The 14249-nt window shown below is 67.9% G+C and carries 17 protein-coding genes; 8 read left to right on the forward strand and 9 right to left on the reverse strand.

All coding sequences use genetic code 11. The annotated features are described in order from the left end of the window. Positions 1 to 75: 75 nt before the first annotated feature. Positions 76 to 276 (reverse strand): DUF397 domain-containing protein, encoded by a 201-nt coding sequence (locus VS93_RS11245; RefSeq protein WP_046469948.1) that lies wholly within the window; start codon positions 274 to 276, stop codon positions 76 to 78. 12 nt (positions 277 to 288) lie between these two features. Further along, entirely contained in the window at positions 289 to 1140 is an 852-nt protein-coding gene (locus VS93_RS11250) for a helix-turn-helix domain-containing protein (protein ID WP_046469906.1), read from the reverse strand. 516 nt (positions 1141 to 1656) lie between these two features. Between VS93_RS11250 and VS93_RS11260 the strand changes: the two genes are divergently transcribed. From VS93_RS11260 to VS93_RS29085, 3 genes are read left to right on the forward strand one after another with little or no spacing between them, the layout of a single operon-like run. Next, positions 1657 to 1953, forward strand: a complete 297-nt coding sequence (locus VS93_RS11260; protein ID WP_046469908.1) for a hypothetical protein — start codon at positions 1657 to 1659, stop codon at positions 1951 to 1953. Further along, positions 1950 to 2147, forward strand: coding sequence for a helix-turn-helix domain-containing protein (locus VS93_RS28030; RefSeq protein ID WP_052745690.1), 198 nt, complete (start codon positions 1950 to 1952; stop codon positions 2145 to 2147). The genes VS93_RS11260 and VS93_RS28030 overlap by 4 nt, the downstream gene beginning before the upstream one ends. Further along, a complete protein-coding gene (locus VS93_RS29085; RefSeq protein ID WP_156184783.1) occupies positions 2144 to 2314 on the forward strand; it encodes a hypothetical protein in 171 nt (56 codons plus the stop codon). Before VS93_RS28030 ends, VS93_RS29085 begins: the two co-directional genes overlap by 4 nt. A 1310-nt stretch (positions 2315 to 3624) precedes the next feature. Here VS93_RS29085 and VS93_RS11270 read toward each other — a convergent pair. The 4 genes from VS93_RS11270 to VS93_RS11285 all read right to left on the reverse strand — a co-directional run bounded on the left by VS93_RS11270 (position 3625) and on the right by VS93_RS11285 (position 7112). Then, positions 3625 to 5016, reverse strand: a complete 1392-nt coding sequence (locus VS93_RS11270; RefSeq protein ID WP_052745691.1) for a phage major capsid protein — start codon at positions 5014 to 5016, stop codon at positions 3625 to 3627. 177 nt (positions 5017 to 5193) lie between these two features. Beyond that, complete coding sequence (locus VS93_RS11275) at positions 5194 to 5397, reverse strand: hypothetical protein (RefSeq protein ID WP_046469909.1); 204 nt, start codon at positions 5395 to 5397, stop codon at positions 5194 to 5196. Beyond that, positions 5394 to 6422 carry an AAA family ATPase gene (locus VS93_RS28035; RefSeq protein WP_046469910.1) on the reverse strand — a complete coding sequence of 343 codons (1029 nt, stop codon included), beginning with the start codon at positions 6420 to 6422 and terminating at the stop codon, positions 5394 to 5396. The genes VS93_RS11275 and VS93_RS28035 overlap by 4 nt, the downstream gene beginning before the upstream one ends. A gap of 501 nt (positions 6423 to 6923) precedes the next feature. Beyond that, positions 6924 to 7112, reverse strand: coding sequence for a helix-turn-helix domain-containing protein (locus VS93_RS11285; protein ID WP_046469911.1), 189 nt, complete (start codon positions 7110 to 7112; stop codon positions 6924 to 6926). Positions 7113 to 7244: 132 nt separating this feature from the next. Between VS93_RS11285 and VS93_RS11290 the strand changes: the two genes are divergently transcribed. Both VS93_RS11290 and VS93_RS11295 read left to right on the forward strand, forming a co-directional pair. Next, positions 7245 to 7682, forward strand: coding sequence for a helix-turn-helix domain-containing protein (locus VS93_RS11290; RefSeq protein ID WP_046469912.1), 438 nt, complete (start codon positions 7245 to 7247; stop codon positions 7680 to 7682). After that, a complete protein-coding gene (locus tag VS93_RS11295; RefSeq protein ID WP_046469913.1) occupies positions 7669 to 8883 on the forward strand; it encodes a tyrosine-type recombinase/integrase in 1215 nt (404 codons plus the stop codon). The genes VS93_RS11290 and VS93_RS11295 overlap by 14 nt, the downstream gene beginning before the upstream one ends. 15 nt (positions 8884 to 8898) lie before the next feature. On the opposite strand, the gene VS93_RS32945 is transcribed toward VS93_RS11295, so the two are convergent. From VS93_RS32945 to VS93_RS32955, 3 genes are read right to left on the reverse strand one after another with little or no spacing between them, the layout of a single operon-like run. Continuing rightward, positions 8899 to 9771 carry a helicase C-terminal domain-containing protein gene (locus VS93_RS32945; RefSeq protein WP_338022724.1) on the reverse strand — a complete coding sequence of 291 codons (873 nt, stop codon included), beginning with the start codon at positions 9769 to 9771 and terminating at the stop codon, positions 8899 to 8901. Beyond that, entirely contained in the window at positions 9756 to 11141 is a 1386-nt protein-coding gene (locus VS93_RS32950; RefSeq protein ID WP_338022725.1) for a hypothetical protein, read from the reverse strand. The genes VS93_RS32945 and VS93_RS32950 overlap by 16 nt, the downstream gene beginning before the upstream one ends. Further along, entirely contained in the window at positions 11120 to 11371 is a 252-nt protein-coding gene (locus tag VS93_RS32955) for a hypothetical protein (protein ID WP_338022726.1), read from the reverse strand. The genes VS93_RS32950 and VS93_RS32955 overlap by 22 nt, the downstream gene beginning before the upstream one ends. Positions 11372 to 11507: 136 nt before the next feature. Between VS93_RS32955 and VS93_RS11305 the strand changes: the two genes are divergently transcribed. The 3 genes from VS93_RS11305 to VS93_RS11315 all read left to right on the forward strand — a co-directional run bounded on the left by VS93_RS11305 (position 11508) and on the right by VS93_RS11315 (position 14206). After that, positions 11508 to 12266, forward strand: coding sequence for an HAAS signaling domain-containing protein (locus VS93_RS11305; RefSeq protein WP_046469914.1), 759 nt, complete (start codon positions 11508 to 11510; stop codon positions 12264 to 12266). A gap of 577 nt (positions 12267 to 12843) precedes the next feature. After that, complete coding sequence (locus VS93_RS32750) at positions 12844 to 13227, forward strand: cold-shock protein (protein ID WP_046469951.1); 384 nt, start codon at positions 12844 to 12846, stop codon at positions 13225 to 13227. A 172-nt stretch (positions 13228 to 13399) separates the two neighbouring features. Continuing rightward, on the forward strand, positions 13400 to 14206 hold the full coding sequence (locus VS93_RS11315) for a DUF3027 domain-containing protein (protein WP_046469915.1): 807 nt from the start codon (positions 13400 to 13402) through the stop codon (positions 14204 to 14206). Positions 14207 to 14249: the final 43 nt, after the last annotated feature.

Consider the following 14249-nt stretch of genomic DNA (forward strand, 5'->3'; position numbering starts at 1 on the left):
CGGGGTACGCTTACGACGGTTCTGGTACAACGAAGGCCCCGGCTACCATGCCGGGGCCTTCGCTATGGGAGCGGTCTACAGTTCGCCAGTCCTGACAGCCTCCACCAATGCCGCCCACTCAACGGAGGGGAAGGCGAGGTGACCGGCGTCGGGACGAGTGGAGTCCCGAACGGCCGAAACTCCGGGCGCGTCAGCGACCTCTACGCACTCGTTCCGCGTAGCGCTGTAGCTGCTCTTACGGAAACCGAACTTCGGGTTCTGGTGGTTCTGGTACATCACGGTTCTTCCCTACTCATACCTCTTGATCAGGTCGGCCATACGGGCCGTTGAGGCTTCCGGATGATCCGCTCTGACACGGATGTCGTCCCATGCCTCCCGGTAGATCTCCACCAATGGTTCCTCCTCGTGATACAGACCATCGGTCCGGGTCTCGAAATACACGATCGACGGGTCGATCGGGTCCGGGAAATCCAGGATCGTGAACGGGCCGGTGATGCCGGGATGCAGGCCCCGCCCGAGCGGGAGCACCTGGATTCGGATGGTGTTGGGTTCCTCTGAGAGGTGGACAAGCTTCTCAAGCTGGGCCCGCATGACGTCCTTATCACCTGCGGGACGCAGTAGTACCGCTTCGTCGACGACGGCCCACAGCTTCGGCGCATCCTCCCGGTCAAGGACCTCTTGCCGTTCCATCCGGGCGGCGACCGCGCGCTCTGTGGCGTGAGAATCGTGTTGGTGTACGGCCCGATCGGAGGCAGCGGCATACTCCGGCGTTTGGAGTAGGCCAGGCACGACCATCGTCTGATAGGTCGAGATCACCGACGCCTCAGCCTCGAATCCGACGTAAGAATCGGTGATCACGTCGTCATAGCGCGACCACCATCCCTTCTCACGGCTTTGGCGTGCCAGCGTTACAAGAGCCTCGGTCACCTCGTCAGAGGCGCCGTACAGCTTGGCGAGCGCGCGGACGATCACGCTGTCGGGCCGCTTCCACTTGTTCAGCTCCATGTTCGTGAGCCGACCACGCGACCATCCCAGCCGTTCGCCGACTTGTTCGGCCGTGAGCCCCGACGCCTCCCGCAAGCGTTTCAATTCGGCAGACAGCCGACGTCGCCGGACGGTCGGGCTGTATCTGTCCGCCACGGTCCGCGCTCCCTGCTTTCGATTTCGGCGTTTCCCTCTTGCGGCGATGGTAGATCACTCCCCTCACAAGGTTTTTGAGGGCAGCATCCCATCGATCCAAAACTTTGTATTGAAAGTTCGGCGGATTGTGGCCACTATGGGACCTACCAGAACCACGCGGCCTAACCAGCCGCCGACCCCCAGGGGTTCGTATGCATCTCCTCTATCTGCTCCTGATCCCGCTCGCTGCGTTGCTCGCGCCGGCCCGTCGCCCCGGTCGCCACGCGCGCGGCCATCGCCCGGAACCGGCTCCCCTCCCCGCGGCCTCTGAGGTGCCCTGTGCGGCCCGTGTCCGCCCTTACGCGCCGGTCCCCCGTGCACCGAACCGCCCCCGGCCCATGACGTGGCGCACCGGGCCGCCATGGTGCGGCCGTACCTGGTGGCCGCTGAGCGCCAGCGCGCGCAGGCGCGCGTCGACCGTGACCGGCTCGGTCTGGCCGTCCTTATGGACATCGCGCACACGGCGGAGGTGGCACGGTGAGCACCAACATCATCGAAACGGCTCTGCGGGACTACTTCCGCGACGCGCCCACCAGCGGTGATCTGGCGAAGCTCCGCACGGCGCGGCGCCGTATCGCCGAGGCGAAGGCGCGTATCGCCGACGTCGCCGACCACCTCCGCGACTCCGAGCGGCGCGACCCCGACACCGGCGATCACCCGCTCACCGACGACGGCGCGGCACTGGTCGCCCTGCAGATCGACACCGACCGGCTCCTCGGCCGCCTTGACGAGATCATCGGGTCTGCGGCGAACCGGGCGGAGGTGGACCGGTGAACGACATCGACCCGGACCTGTACGTCCAGACCCAAGAAGCCGCTGAGATCCTGAACATCGCGCCTTCCACGATGCGCCAATGGGCACGCGCCGGACGCATCCGCTACCTGCGCAACCCCAAAACCGGATGGCGCCTGTTCAGGGCCGGAGACGTCTACGCGCTGCGCGACTCCCGACAGGAGGCGCAGCAATGATGGACCTGACCCCTCACGAACGCCGCGAGCTGAAAGACCTCACCGAGCAACTGATCGAGGCCACCAACAACAACACCTACTGGCTGAACCAGGTACGCGAGACCTCCATTGAGCTACGCGACCGGCTCAACGCCTGGCTCGACGACGACCAGGAGCCAGACACCTAGAACCCCGCGCGCCTCCTACCCCGTCCAGATCCCGGGGGAGGCGCGCGGCCCAACCGCCGCCCGGCCCCCTCACTCCCTCGGAGACCGGGCGGCACCGGCCCCCGCCGAACCGTCCTTCGGCGGGGGTCTTCTCATGTCTAAGATGCAGGTGGGGAAGGGTACGCCCCGCGCGGGACCGGACACGCGGGTTACAACTAGTTGTAACCTGCCTGAGTCGCGGTACGCCCCGCGCGGGAAAGTTCACGCGTACTCCGGCAGGGTGCAAGTACTTGCACCCTGCGTACGCCCCGCGCGGGACCGGACACTCAGAGCAAACCACTACTGCAGATCTGCAGCCGCAGGTCCGCCCCGTGCGCGGTGGCCAGTGGCCAGCGTCTTACCCGGAAAGCTTTGGCCACTCCGCCCCCGCTCGTCGTCGCGGTCCGGCCCCGTGCGCGGGGAGAAACGGTTTTCGGCGCCGTTTCCCGCGGCCCTCTGCAAACGCGCAGGTCAGGGAGAAAAATCACCAGGGGTGCGGCGGGGTCGGTGGGCTGTCGCGTTTTCGCAGGTCACCGGGCCCCCGGGGGTGGTGGGGGTGCCGCCTGGGGGTGGGTGACCCCGTGCCTCCGGGTGTGCGCCGTGGTGGTGCGCGGTGTGAGGGGTGCTGCTCTGGGCGCGTGCCCTTGCGGGCGTGCTGCGCTGCGGGCTGGTCCAGGTGTCCGGCGTCGGACATCTCGGGGATGTGCGTGAGGTATCGGCTGCTGTCCTGGTCGCTCGCCTTGATCGTGTGCTTCGCTTCGTGTCGTCGAGAGTTGTTCGTCGTCGAGCTCGACGTTGTTCGTCGTCGTTGTCGAGGTTGGTTTGGCGCGCGGCGTCGAGGTGGTTCGTTCGCTCGTTGGCGCTGGTTGTCGTCGAGGCGCGGCGGTCGTCGAGGGTGAGCTGGTGTTGGTCGGCATCATCCGGCGGACGGACGGGAGCGCAGCGCTGAGAGTGTGCGTGCGGCGTGCGCGTGCATCGGTTGGTGTTGGCGCGTCGCTTGCTCGTGTGCGGCGCGTTGTCGGCGTTCTGAGCGCGTTTCTGTGTTCGCTGTCGAGTTCGTGCTGATCGTTGCAGGCGAGTGAGCGTGAGGGGTGAGCGTGGCCTGGTCTGGGGTGGGGTGCTGGGGTGGCGGGGATGGTGGGGTGCCTACGCTCCGGGTGCCCGCGAAAGCACCCCGGCCCGTTTGGTGGTGCCCGCCACCAGTAGGGCCCCGGGGGGAGTGACGACCCCCCGGGGGGTCGGGTGCCGCTGGCCGTGCCCAGGGGAGGCGCCCCGCGGCCAGCGGCACGTCTTTAGGCTGACACGTTCAGCAGAACGAATGCCGAGTCGTTGACGGAGTCGGCCCCGGTGCGCGCCCAGAGCAAGGCGCCCCGCTGCCCGGTCGGCCGCTGGTTGGCTCCCACCAAGTTCGGGATCAATTCGAGTTGCGCGCCGATCCGGTCGACGATCACGAAGTTGGAGAAGTCGCCGTAGAGGAGGACTTTCTCTCCCGCGGTTTCGTGGTCGCCGGACATGTTCGACAGTTCGTTGAGCGGTTTCCGCAACAGCCGGTCATCTGCGATTCCTGGGAAGACCTTGCTTCCGTTGGCGGTTTCCTCTTGGCTCAGATGGTTGATTACCGCGATGTTGGCGGCCCATTGGGCATTCATGGAGAACCGGGCCGGTAGCGCGCTCTGCGTCGCGAAAACGTCCTCTGCCGCGAGGGTGGCCGCGGTTGCGGTGTCGACCTCGGAGGAGGTTCCGGTCAACGCGGTCACGATCCCGGTGGGTTGGCCGGTTCCGCTGCCCGTTGTGAACGCGGTTGCGTGGAGCTGCGCCAGCCCGTCCACGAGAAGCCGCTGTAGTTCCTGCATGAAGTTCACGGCGTCCATTCCCACCTCGAAACTGAAGGGAACGAACGCATCCCCGAAGTGCACCGGAATGTTGGGCTGTTCCAGGGTCGGACTCGCGTCGGCGACTTCGGCGTGTTCGGATTTCCATTCCGCGGTCACGCCAGCGGAGGAAACGCCGTTCCACTCGCTTGATGCGACCTGAACGACCCGGGAGATCTCCCGGAGCGGGTTGTTGGAACCGTCCGAGGTGAGGATAATCGCCGGATCCAAGTGCATGGGCACCATGTGCCCGCCGCCTGCGCCGGTTCCGATCTCCATTTGCCGCATTTCGGACTGGAAATGGGCGACCCGGCGATAGGCTTCCTGCTCCTGCGGTTCCCACAGCAGATGCCCGCGCGTCGGGTCGGCGACCAGTGTCGCGAATGCCCGCGCATAGGCCGGGTCCCCGGTGGCGATGGCCCAGCGCGCGGCCACGGTTTGGGCGTAGGCCGGGCCGTCCCGCAAAAGCTTCTCGACACGCTGCGCGCCGTGGTCGGGGAGTTCGCCGGAGCGCGCGGCGGTGTCCACGTTCCGCATGGCCTGGTCGCGCAGCGCGGCGAGTGGCCCGTTGGTGGTGCGCGTGGGAGCGGCCCCATCGGGGTCGTAGTGGTGGGTGCCGTGCTCGGTGCGCAGATCCCCGCTGCCGTGGCCGGCGGCGTGCTGGCTGAGCCGGTGCAGCGTCGAGGAGCGATCAAACGCCCGGGTCAGCTCATCAAGCCGGGCCTCATCGGCCGCGGTGAGCTTCGCCTTGTTCTCCAGAGCTTCGAGTTCGCGCTGGATACGGCGCATGTCGTTGATCGGTGAGAAAGCCATGGTTCACCCGTCCTGTGTCGCGATTCGGGACGGGTGCCCTTGCTCGGGCGGCGCGTCCGCTAGCTTCAGCGGGTGCCCTGTGGCGGGCGGCGCGCTGGCGGCCACCTCCGCTAGGTGCCCTGTGGCGGGCGGCGTAGCGGAGCGGCCTATCCATCGAAGGAGGCAGAGCCTCACCTCTCAGGATACCCGGTGGATAACCACACCGTTCGGTGCGCTGATCACGCTGCCATCGGTCGGGATGCACCGGGCCGCCCACGGACAGGTAGCCGCGTGCTTCACGACCACCACAAGCACCGCTGCCCCGGTGAGGGGACTCTGGCCACGCGACACCGCGAGGTCGGCCGGGCAGTCCTCACACGCCAGTTCGGCGAGATCGGTCATCGCTCCCCCTGGGTTCCGAATCGGTTCACGCAGTACCAGCCGCGGCATGGTTTGATCAGGCGGCCGGACTCTTCTAGGCGCGTAAGGTACTTGCGGGCGTTCTCTCCGAACTTCTCGACAACGTCCGCGGTGCGTACGCCTTCGGTGCGTTCGCCGACGAATTCGAGGATTGCCGCGCTGGTCTCGCCGAGATCCCCCTGTTCCTCGCGGCGCCGCGCCGTCTCGGCGGACTCGGCGAGGGTGGCACCGTCCAGCGTCCATGTTCCGCCGCGCAACCGCAGGGCGTACTCGGCTTCGACCACATCGCGGCCGGTCACCTTGAGCAGGGCGTCTTGAGCCTGCCGCTTGCGGGCCAGGACAACGATGGTGTCGGCGGCCCCTGCGAGACCGTGAGTGCCGCTGACGCTGTCTACGAAGTCATCCGAGGTGGCCTTGCGGTCGTGGTGCAGCACAGTCACAGCAAGGCCGGGATGCTCGTCTGCGATGCCCTTCAGCGCGGCCCCCACCCTGTAGTCACGCTGGTAGGCGGACTCCCCCTGTAGGGCGGTCGGCATCACCCGCCCCAACGTGTCCACCACGACCAACGCCGTGTCGGGGTAGCGCTCAACGAACGCCGTGATCGTCGCGAGGATGGTCCCGGGCTGTACGCGGGTGATGTAGCAGAACCTCTCGGGGATCGAGGCGTCTGACAGCAGTTGGCGGCAACGGTCCTGCATCCTCCTGTCCCCGTCCTCCAATGCGCAGTAGAGGACACGGCGCGGAGCACCTACGGGGATCGCGCCCAGGGCTCGGCCCCCCGCGGCGACCGCGAGCAACAGATCAAGGGCAAGCCAGGACTTACCAGCTTTGGGCGGCCCCACTAGGAGCGCGAACCCTTCCGGGACGAGCCCGTCCACGGCGTAGACCAGCGGCGGGAACTCTTGGGAGTCCAGCCACGCGCCGGTGCGGAGGTCCGCGAGGAGGTTGTTCCCGCCGTCTCCCGAACGGGTGTCACTACCGTCCCGAGTGTCACTTTCCCTGGTCACAGGGGTATCTGAGTTCGGGGTAGTGTCACTTTCAGATGTATCTGCCTCATCACTTTCCGTGGTAGTGACACTCGGGACACTTGTGACAGGGAGAGGGGTAGAGCACCGCGCGGAGCATTCGGCGCGAACCTCGTCCGCGATGTGCGGCGGGTCGGTGGGCATTACCACGTGGGTACTGGTCGGGCACGTCACGCCGCTACCTCCCGCCGCTCGAATGAAGCCCAGCGGTATTTGTCCGGGGTGAGCCGGACGGGCGGCGGACACTCCAATGCCGGGTCACGGTGCCAGTCCGGGCACCTCGGACACGGGATGGGGGGAAGGCGTAGTGCAGCCTCACGGCGACGCTGGAAGCGGTCGTTGTCCTCGCATACCCTGGCGTCAGATCCAGCCGTCGCCCGGTGTGTGATCTCTTCCGGCCCGTCGTTGCCCGCGGCGGGCCGTTCGTTTCTCGGGACCATCCCGAACTCCTCTCAGTCGTTCGGGTCACCGGAATCGGGACGGTCAGGCAGCGTCGCCGGACTGCTGGTCGAGCCATTTTTCGATGTCTGACCAGCGGTAGCGGATGTGGCGGCCGACACGGCGCCACTTCGGGCCGATCTGGCGATACCGCCACATGGCCAACGTCTTCATCGGGATCTTGAGGTACTCCGCGACCTCGGCAGGGTCCGCCAGTGATGCTTGCGGTTTCATCGTTCCCCCATCATCATGACGTGTTCCTTAAAAGAACACCGTGAGATGCAAGTGGCTCACTTCGTCTCAGAGTGCCCCACTCTTGCGCGTTCCGCAAGCACTAGCTAATGTTCTCCTATGGAACAAGAACCAATGAGTCCCGTTGAGAACATCGGGAAGCGCGTCAAGCAGGTACGACTGCGCCAGGACATGACTGCCGAAGACGTCGCGCGAGAGCTTCGGAAACAGGGGGTGCCCTGGGAGCGCGCCACCGTCGCCAAGTTGGAGAACGGGCACCGGGCCAGCATCACGGTTACCGAGTGGCTAGCCCTCGCCTACGTCCTGTCGGTCAGTCCTCTGCACATCCTCGTGCCGCTCGACGACGATGCCCCGTTCCGGCTCACGCCCAACCGCGAGATTTCCGCGCTGGGCGCGCGCCGATTCATCCGCGGTTTCCATCACCTTCCAGGGATGGACTGGCGCGCGTTCCTGACGGAGGTGCCGGACTCCGAGGTCATTGTGTCCGAAGGAAAGACGGGCGAGTGGACCATACGCCCAGCAGAGGAGGATGACGAAATTGCCGGTCGTTGATCTCTGGCACCAGATGGAGAAGCAGCCGGACGGCTCGAAGAAGAAGGTCCGGTCCGCCAAGTACGGGCGCGGGAAGCGCTGGGCGGCCCGGTGCCGCGATAACAACGGCGACCAGAAGTCACCCACGTTCAAGACCAAGGCGGAAGCCGAGAACCACCTGAAGAACGTCGAGGGTGACCTGGTCCGCGGTCAGTACGTCAACCCCGCGGCCGGGAAGGTCACCTTCCGGGACTACGCGGAGCAGTGGCGGCGCAACGCGCTACATCGACCGTCCACTGCGGAGCGGGTAGAGCGCGCTTTGCGGAACCACATTTACCCCAAGCTCGGCAACCAGCGAATGTCGATGATCCGGCCGTCCCACATTCAAGCCTGGGTGAGCGGGCTTCAGGGCAGGCTCGCCCCGTCGACGATCCGCGCCTACTACGGGGACGTAGCCGCGATCTTCACGACCGCGGTCCGGGATGACGTCATCGCGCGTACCCCGTGCCGCGGGATCAAACTCCCCGAGGTGAGCGGAAAGAAGAAGCCAGTGATGCCAGTGGAGCAGGTTGCAGCGATCCGCGCCGCTCTCCCGGAACAGTTTCGTGCGGTGATCGACTTGGCCGCCGGCTCTGGGTTACGGCAGGGTGAGATGTTCGGCCTTGAGGTTCGCCACGTCGATTTCTTGCGGCGTGTGCTCACGGTGGAGCAGCAGCTATCGGAGCGGCCGGGGGAACGGGCGCGGGTGGTCCCGCCGAAGACGGACGCCTCCTACCGGGAGATCCCGCTTACGGAGCGCACCACGGACGTTCTGGCCGCTCACCTTGCGCAGTACCCGGCCGTTGAACTCGAAGTCGAGGACGCGACGGATCCGGACAACGTCCATACCCGCACCGCGGCGTTCGTGTTCACCACGCAGGCGCACCGGCCGGTGCGCCGAATGGAGTGGTCACGCATCCTCGCACCGGCAATGAAGGCGGCCGGTTTGCCCAAACGATCCGGGCTGCATGCGATACGGCGGTTTTATGCCTCTTTGCTGATCCGTTACGGCGAGTCGGTGAAGACCGTTCAGGAGCGCATGGGGCACAGTTCAGCGGCAACCACGCTCGATACCTATGCCGGGTTGTGGCCGGACAGTGAGGATCGGACGCGCGAGGCGGTAGACGCCGGACTTGCTGAACTTGACGATGTGCGCCCGATGTGCGCCGCAGAAGAGGGGTAGGTGTCTATGGCCTGTTCAGGCTATCTCTGCTACTCCGCTAATCCGGTGTACGGCGAACCGGTGCACCGCCGCCCGCGTCGCGTCGTAGGCCGTGAGATAACCGCCGTCGACCTTGGCGGGCTCCACGATCCTGCTGCTCGCGCGGCCGTCGGCGTCGAGATAGCCGATCCATAGGCGGCGCCCCTGCTCCACCGCTGAGGTGAGGGCCGAGAGCGTCGCGGCGGTCGGTGAACGCGGTGGGTCGCCCTCCGGCGCGAGGACGGGAAGGCGGGCGGCCGTGGCGGCCTCGTCGCCGGCCCGGACCGCCCGGACCGCGGCCATCAGCAGTTCGGGTCCGGGAGGCACGGGCTCGGCGAGGTCGCGCGAGGTCGGGATGGCGCTCGCCCGGCGGGTTTCGGGGCGGCTGAGCTGAACCGCCCCGTCGGTGGCCTCAGGGACCGGATGGTACCCGAGGCCGCTCAGGCGTTCCAGCAGGGCCGGGCGCGTACTCCGGCTGGCGAGCACAGTAGGCGCGAGGCGCGTCAGAGCGAGGCCGGTGGCGCGGCGGTCGTTGAGCAGTTCGTCCAGGACCGCGGACTCGTCGCAGCGCAGGTAGCTCGACGCCGTCCCGACGCGCAGCCGCCCGTGCGTGCGCCCCACATCGGAGATGAGGTAGCGAAGCGGCTGCGGCAGCGGGGTGCTGGAGTGGCGCTCCAGCAGTTCGGTGAGGTCCGCAGCGCCGCGGCCGGCGTCCAGGGCACGGCGGACGGAATCGGCGCTGAAGCGGTAGACGGTGGCACCCCCGGTGGACTCCACCTCGGCGGCGAGCGCGAGTTCGCGGGCGAGTTCGGGGACGAGGGGACCCGGAGCGACGGCGGTCAGGTCGCCCTGGATCAGGACGTGCTCCAAGGGCTCGGGGAGCTCGGCGGCCAGGATCGACGCGGCACGGGAGCACTCGCGTTCGGCGATCGGGGAGTCGCTGTCCGCGATCTCCTCCAGGAATGCGCGTGCGGGCGGCGCAAGAGCACCGTCCCCCGTGAAACCGAGCGTGCGGGCCTCGTGCAGGGCCGCCTCCACCAGGGTGGAGTAGCCGGCCCCTTGGCGCCGCGGCCGCTGCCAGGCGAGGTACTCCGAGACGGACTCGGATGCCGGCGCCACCCTGCGGGAGCGTTCGCGAGCGCGTGCAGCACATCGAGCCGGACCTCGGGAGCCGAGCGGCGGTCCAGCCCTTCGCCCAGGATGTTCCGGGACCGGCCGCGATCGTCCTTGGTTCCGGCGATGGAGGCCACCCGGGTCGAGCGCAGCCAGGCCTCGGCCAGTTGCAGCCAGCGCCGCTCCGGAGCGGACTCCCGCCACAGGTCGTAGTCGGAGGTGGGCAGCCACTCCCCCTCGACATCGCCGTCCGCGGCGATCAGGCCGGCGGCGTGCGCCGTCTCGATCAGCACCGCGGCGGTCGGCTCGTCGGTCTCAAGTGCCTGGGCCGCGCGCCGCAGGTCGCGTATGCCCAGGCCACCGCGGCGCAGCACACTCGGAGGGGCGCTGGACCACTGTTCGAGAAGCTCGGCCACCGAGCGGATGACAGTGAACGCCTGTCCCGCGGCACTGCGGGTGACCGCCGCGGGGGAGCGCTCCGTCCCGGAGAGCGCAGGCGGGACCGGCTCGACGTTTCGGAACAGCAGCCCGTCGCGCAGGAACAGCGCGATTTCCCGGGGAAGGGTGACCGTGCTCTCGTCGGTGGGGAGCAGCAGCCCGCGGGCGAGGAGGCGTTCGACCGGGGAGCCCGCCGCGGTGACGTCGATGGTTCGCCTGGCTCCTGAGACGGTGCCGTCCGGCGGACCCCACACGAGCCGGTCGAGAACGGGGCGGGTGTCCGGGCCGGCCTCGGCCAGCAGGGCACTGAGCCGCTCGGGTCGGGCGAGAGTCTCGGCGATCCGGTCGGCCGGGTCGCCATCGGCGTAACCGGTGTTCAGCCCGAGATTGCTCGCGAGCTGATCGCGGCGCTCCGCGCCGAGGTCGCCGAGCAGTGTCCGCAGCGGAGGGCCGAGACCGGCCGGCCGGAGCAGGATGTCCCGCAGCACTGTCACCGGCCGCAGGCGCTCGCCGTCGTCCCATACCAGGGCCATCCCCCTGAGACCGGTCAGGGCGGTGTCGAGCGCCTCACCGGGCTCCCCGAGACCGGAGGCGAGACGGTCGTAGTCGACACCGGTCGGGTCGGCTGAGGCAGAGCATCCCTGCTGAGCGGGGTGGTCGGGCGGTGTCAGGCGCTCGTGCGCGACCACCCCTTCGAGGACCTGAAGGCTGAACCGATCGAGCCGGTCCAGGACCGCAGCGCCGCGGGGCGTGAGGTACAGCGTGCCGCGAGGGCTCCGAGGTCGGCGGGGACCGGGGTGATCAGGTCCGGGCGCGCGGCGAACAGCGATGCGAGCTCGGAGTCGGACAGCTTCCGCAGCCAGGAGGTGAACGTGGGGGGCCGTCCTGTGCGCGCCGCGGGCTCAGCGTCGTCGGTCATCGCTCACCACGCTATGCCATGCCGGTCGGAGGCGGCGGGAGCAGAGCGCCCCGCTGGTGCCGAGGGCCCGGCCAGGTGCACGTCAAACCCCCGTACTCGCGGAAGAACCCGGACGATCTTGCGGCACTATGGGCCTATGACCGAGCGGGCTGAGCAAGCGGTGCTGGATTACCTGTCGCGGGTCGGCCAGGCCACGTACGGGTATCTGTCGGCGCGGCGCCGCGCCGCCTATCTCGCCGAGCTGCGTTCGCGCATCGACGACGCCTGTGCCGGTACGAGAGACCCTGAGCAGATCCGCCGGGTGCTGGCCCAGCTCGGAGATCCCGCGGACCTGGTGGCACGGGAGTGCGCGGCGGATCCCGACGAGGACGCCGGCCACGGGGGGGACCAGGAGGATGAGAAGGCGGACGGTGGCGGGGCGGTACCGCGGCACGCCTACCGCCAACCGCCGCCGTGGCGGGGCGGCCCGGACAGGGGAGTGTTCCGGGGCTCGGACGGTACCGCGGTGCGCAGGCCGGCGGGCGGGACGTCCATCGAGGCGGTGACGGGGGTGCTGGCCGCGGCGCGGACGCGTCCCGCGGAGGTTTTCACCGTCGCCGTCTACCTGGTCAGCGGCATCATCGGCCAGATCGTCTTCGTGTGGGTCGTGGGGGCGGTGCTGCTGGTGCTCAGCGAGGTGTGGTCCCGCTTCGACAAGCGTGTCGCGGTGGGGATCCCGCTGGTCGCCACGCTCATCGGGATGACGCTGTGGCGGGGGGAGGCGCCCTACATCGACCAGATCATCCTGAACTCACTCATGGACACCGGGGTGATCGGGTTGCGGCTGGCAGCGGTGGGGTGCGCGGTATACCTGACCGTGCGTATCACGCGCATTACGCGCTCCGCCGATATCTGACGGCCGCGGCCGAGCCTTCCCAGACGGGCCGTGCCGGTCATCTTCTGGCAAACCCTGAGAAATATCCTGGTTGGCCTGCGATTTCCTGTGCGTCGCGAGCGGCTTCCCCAGGTGATGATGATGACGCGTTCCGTTCCGTATTGGCGAGGGGAGCGCGGTGGGTGCCTTTTGCCGGGGCGACCACAAGGCGGCGCCAGGATTGACGGCACTCCAGTCCCGCCGGGTCCCGTCCCAAACTCCGCAACCTGCGGTGGCTGGGATCGCCGTCAATAGAGAGGCTCGGAGATCCGCATCCGAGCCTCTCGTCCGGTCCCGGGACTGGCACCATTAGTCCCGGTCCCGGGACCGACGCCGCCGCTTCCCAGGGGCCGGCCGGTTATGGCCGATTTTTTGTGGCTGTTTACGGTGATTCACCATCGTTCGATGCTCGCCTGCTGAGATCGCTGAGCACTAACCTGAAAGCGCCTCTGTGGGATGATGGGGCGCTAGGAGGCTAAGTGGACACCCGGCGTTGAACCTGGCCGATTCGCCCGGCTTCCTTCCTTATCAGTACGACGGCGAAAGCGTGAGGTCACACGTGCCCACCGGCAAGGTCAAGTGGTACGACAGCGATAAGGGATTCGGCTTTCTGACCCGGGACGACGGCGGTGAGGTCTTCGTCCATTCCTCGGCGCTGCCCACGGGAACGACATCCCTGCGCGCGGGGCAACGGGTGGAGTTCGGCGTCGTCGAGGGCAGGAAAGGCGCCCAGGCGCTTCAGGTGAAGGTGCTCGACGCCCAGCGTTCGGTGGCCAAGGCGATGCGCAAGAAGCCGGACGAAATGGTGGTCATCGTCGAGGATCTGATGAAGCTCCTCGACGGCATCTCCGGTACCTACCGCAGGGGGAAGCACCCCGACCGGCGGGAGGCGGCCAAGATCGCCCAGCTTCTGCGGGTGGTCGCCGACGATCTGGAGGCGTAGCGCTCATGTCCGCTCCCCTGTTGCGGCAACGGTGACACTCCCGGCCAGCGAGTGTGATACCCGTCACATTTGCAGGGCAGGGGGTGTTGTGACGCCCCCGACTTGGCGTAACGGTCGCCTATCAATCAGGGCCATGGTCATGTCGGTAGGTGTAATCAGCGAAAATGGAGACGTGAGCCGTAGCCGTCGTTCCCCCGCACCAGACAAGGCATGTACCGAGGCGGTCGACATCGCCCGCGCCTCGGCCGTCGAAATCGCGTCTCCGGAGTGGGTTGGCGAACACCTCTCCGCGAAGGTCGAGTGCGACCGCCTCGTCACCCACCTCTTCGCGTGTCTGCACCCCGCCTACTCCGGCTGGCACTACGCCGTCACGGTCGTCCGCGCCGCGCGCGCCAAGGTGGTCACGGTCAACGAAGTCGCGCTGGTCCCAGGCCCCGAATCGCTGCTCGCACCGGAGTGGGTGCCCTGGAAGGAACGCCTCCGCCCCGGCGACCTCGGTGTCGGGGACCTGCTGCCCACCCCTGAGGACGACGAACGCCTCAAGCCCGGTTACGCGCAGGTGCCCGAAAGCGAGCTTGAGGAGGAGGGAGCCGATCACCAGATGATCTGGGAGCTCGGCCTGGGCCGGACCCGCGTGCTTTCGGAGGCGGGCCGCAAGGCGGCCGCGGAGCGCTGGTACAACGACGAGTCCGGACCGGGCAGCGCCATCGCGAAGGCGGCGCCGGCCACCTGTACGACCTGCGGTTTCCTTACCCCTCTGGCGGGGGAGTTCCGCCAGATGTTCGGGGTCTGCGCCAACGAGTACGCGCCCGACGACGGCCGGGTCGTGTCCCTGGACCACGGCTGCGGCGCGCACTCCGAGGCCGCTCAGCCGGTCGCGCACACCGAGCCGATCGCACCGGTCATCGATGAGCTGGGTTACGACCACATCGTCTTCGACGACACCACGGAGTTGGAACTCGTCTCCTCCGACGGCTGAGACGGGCAGGGGCGGGGCCGCGAAGCCGACATCTGCGGCGACT

Origin of the sequence: Allosalinactinospora lopnorensis (assembly GCF_000981225.1) — a bacterium.
Lineage (GTDB): Bacteria > Actinomycetota > Actinomycetes > Streptosporangiales > Streptosporangiaceae > Allosalinactinospora > Allosalinactinospora lopnorensis.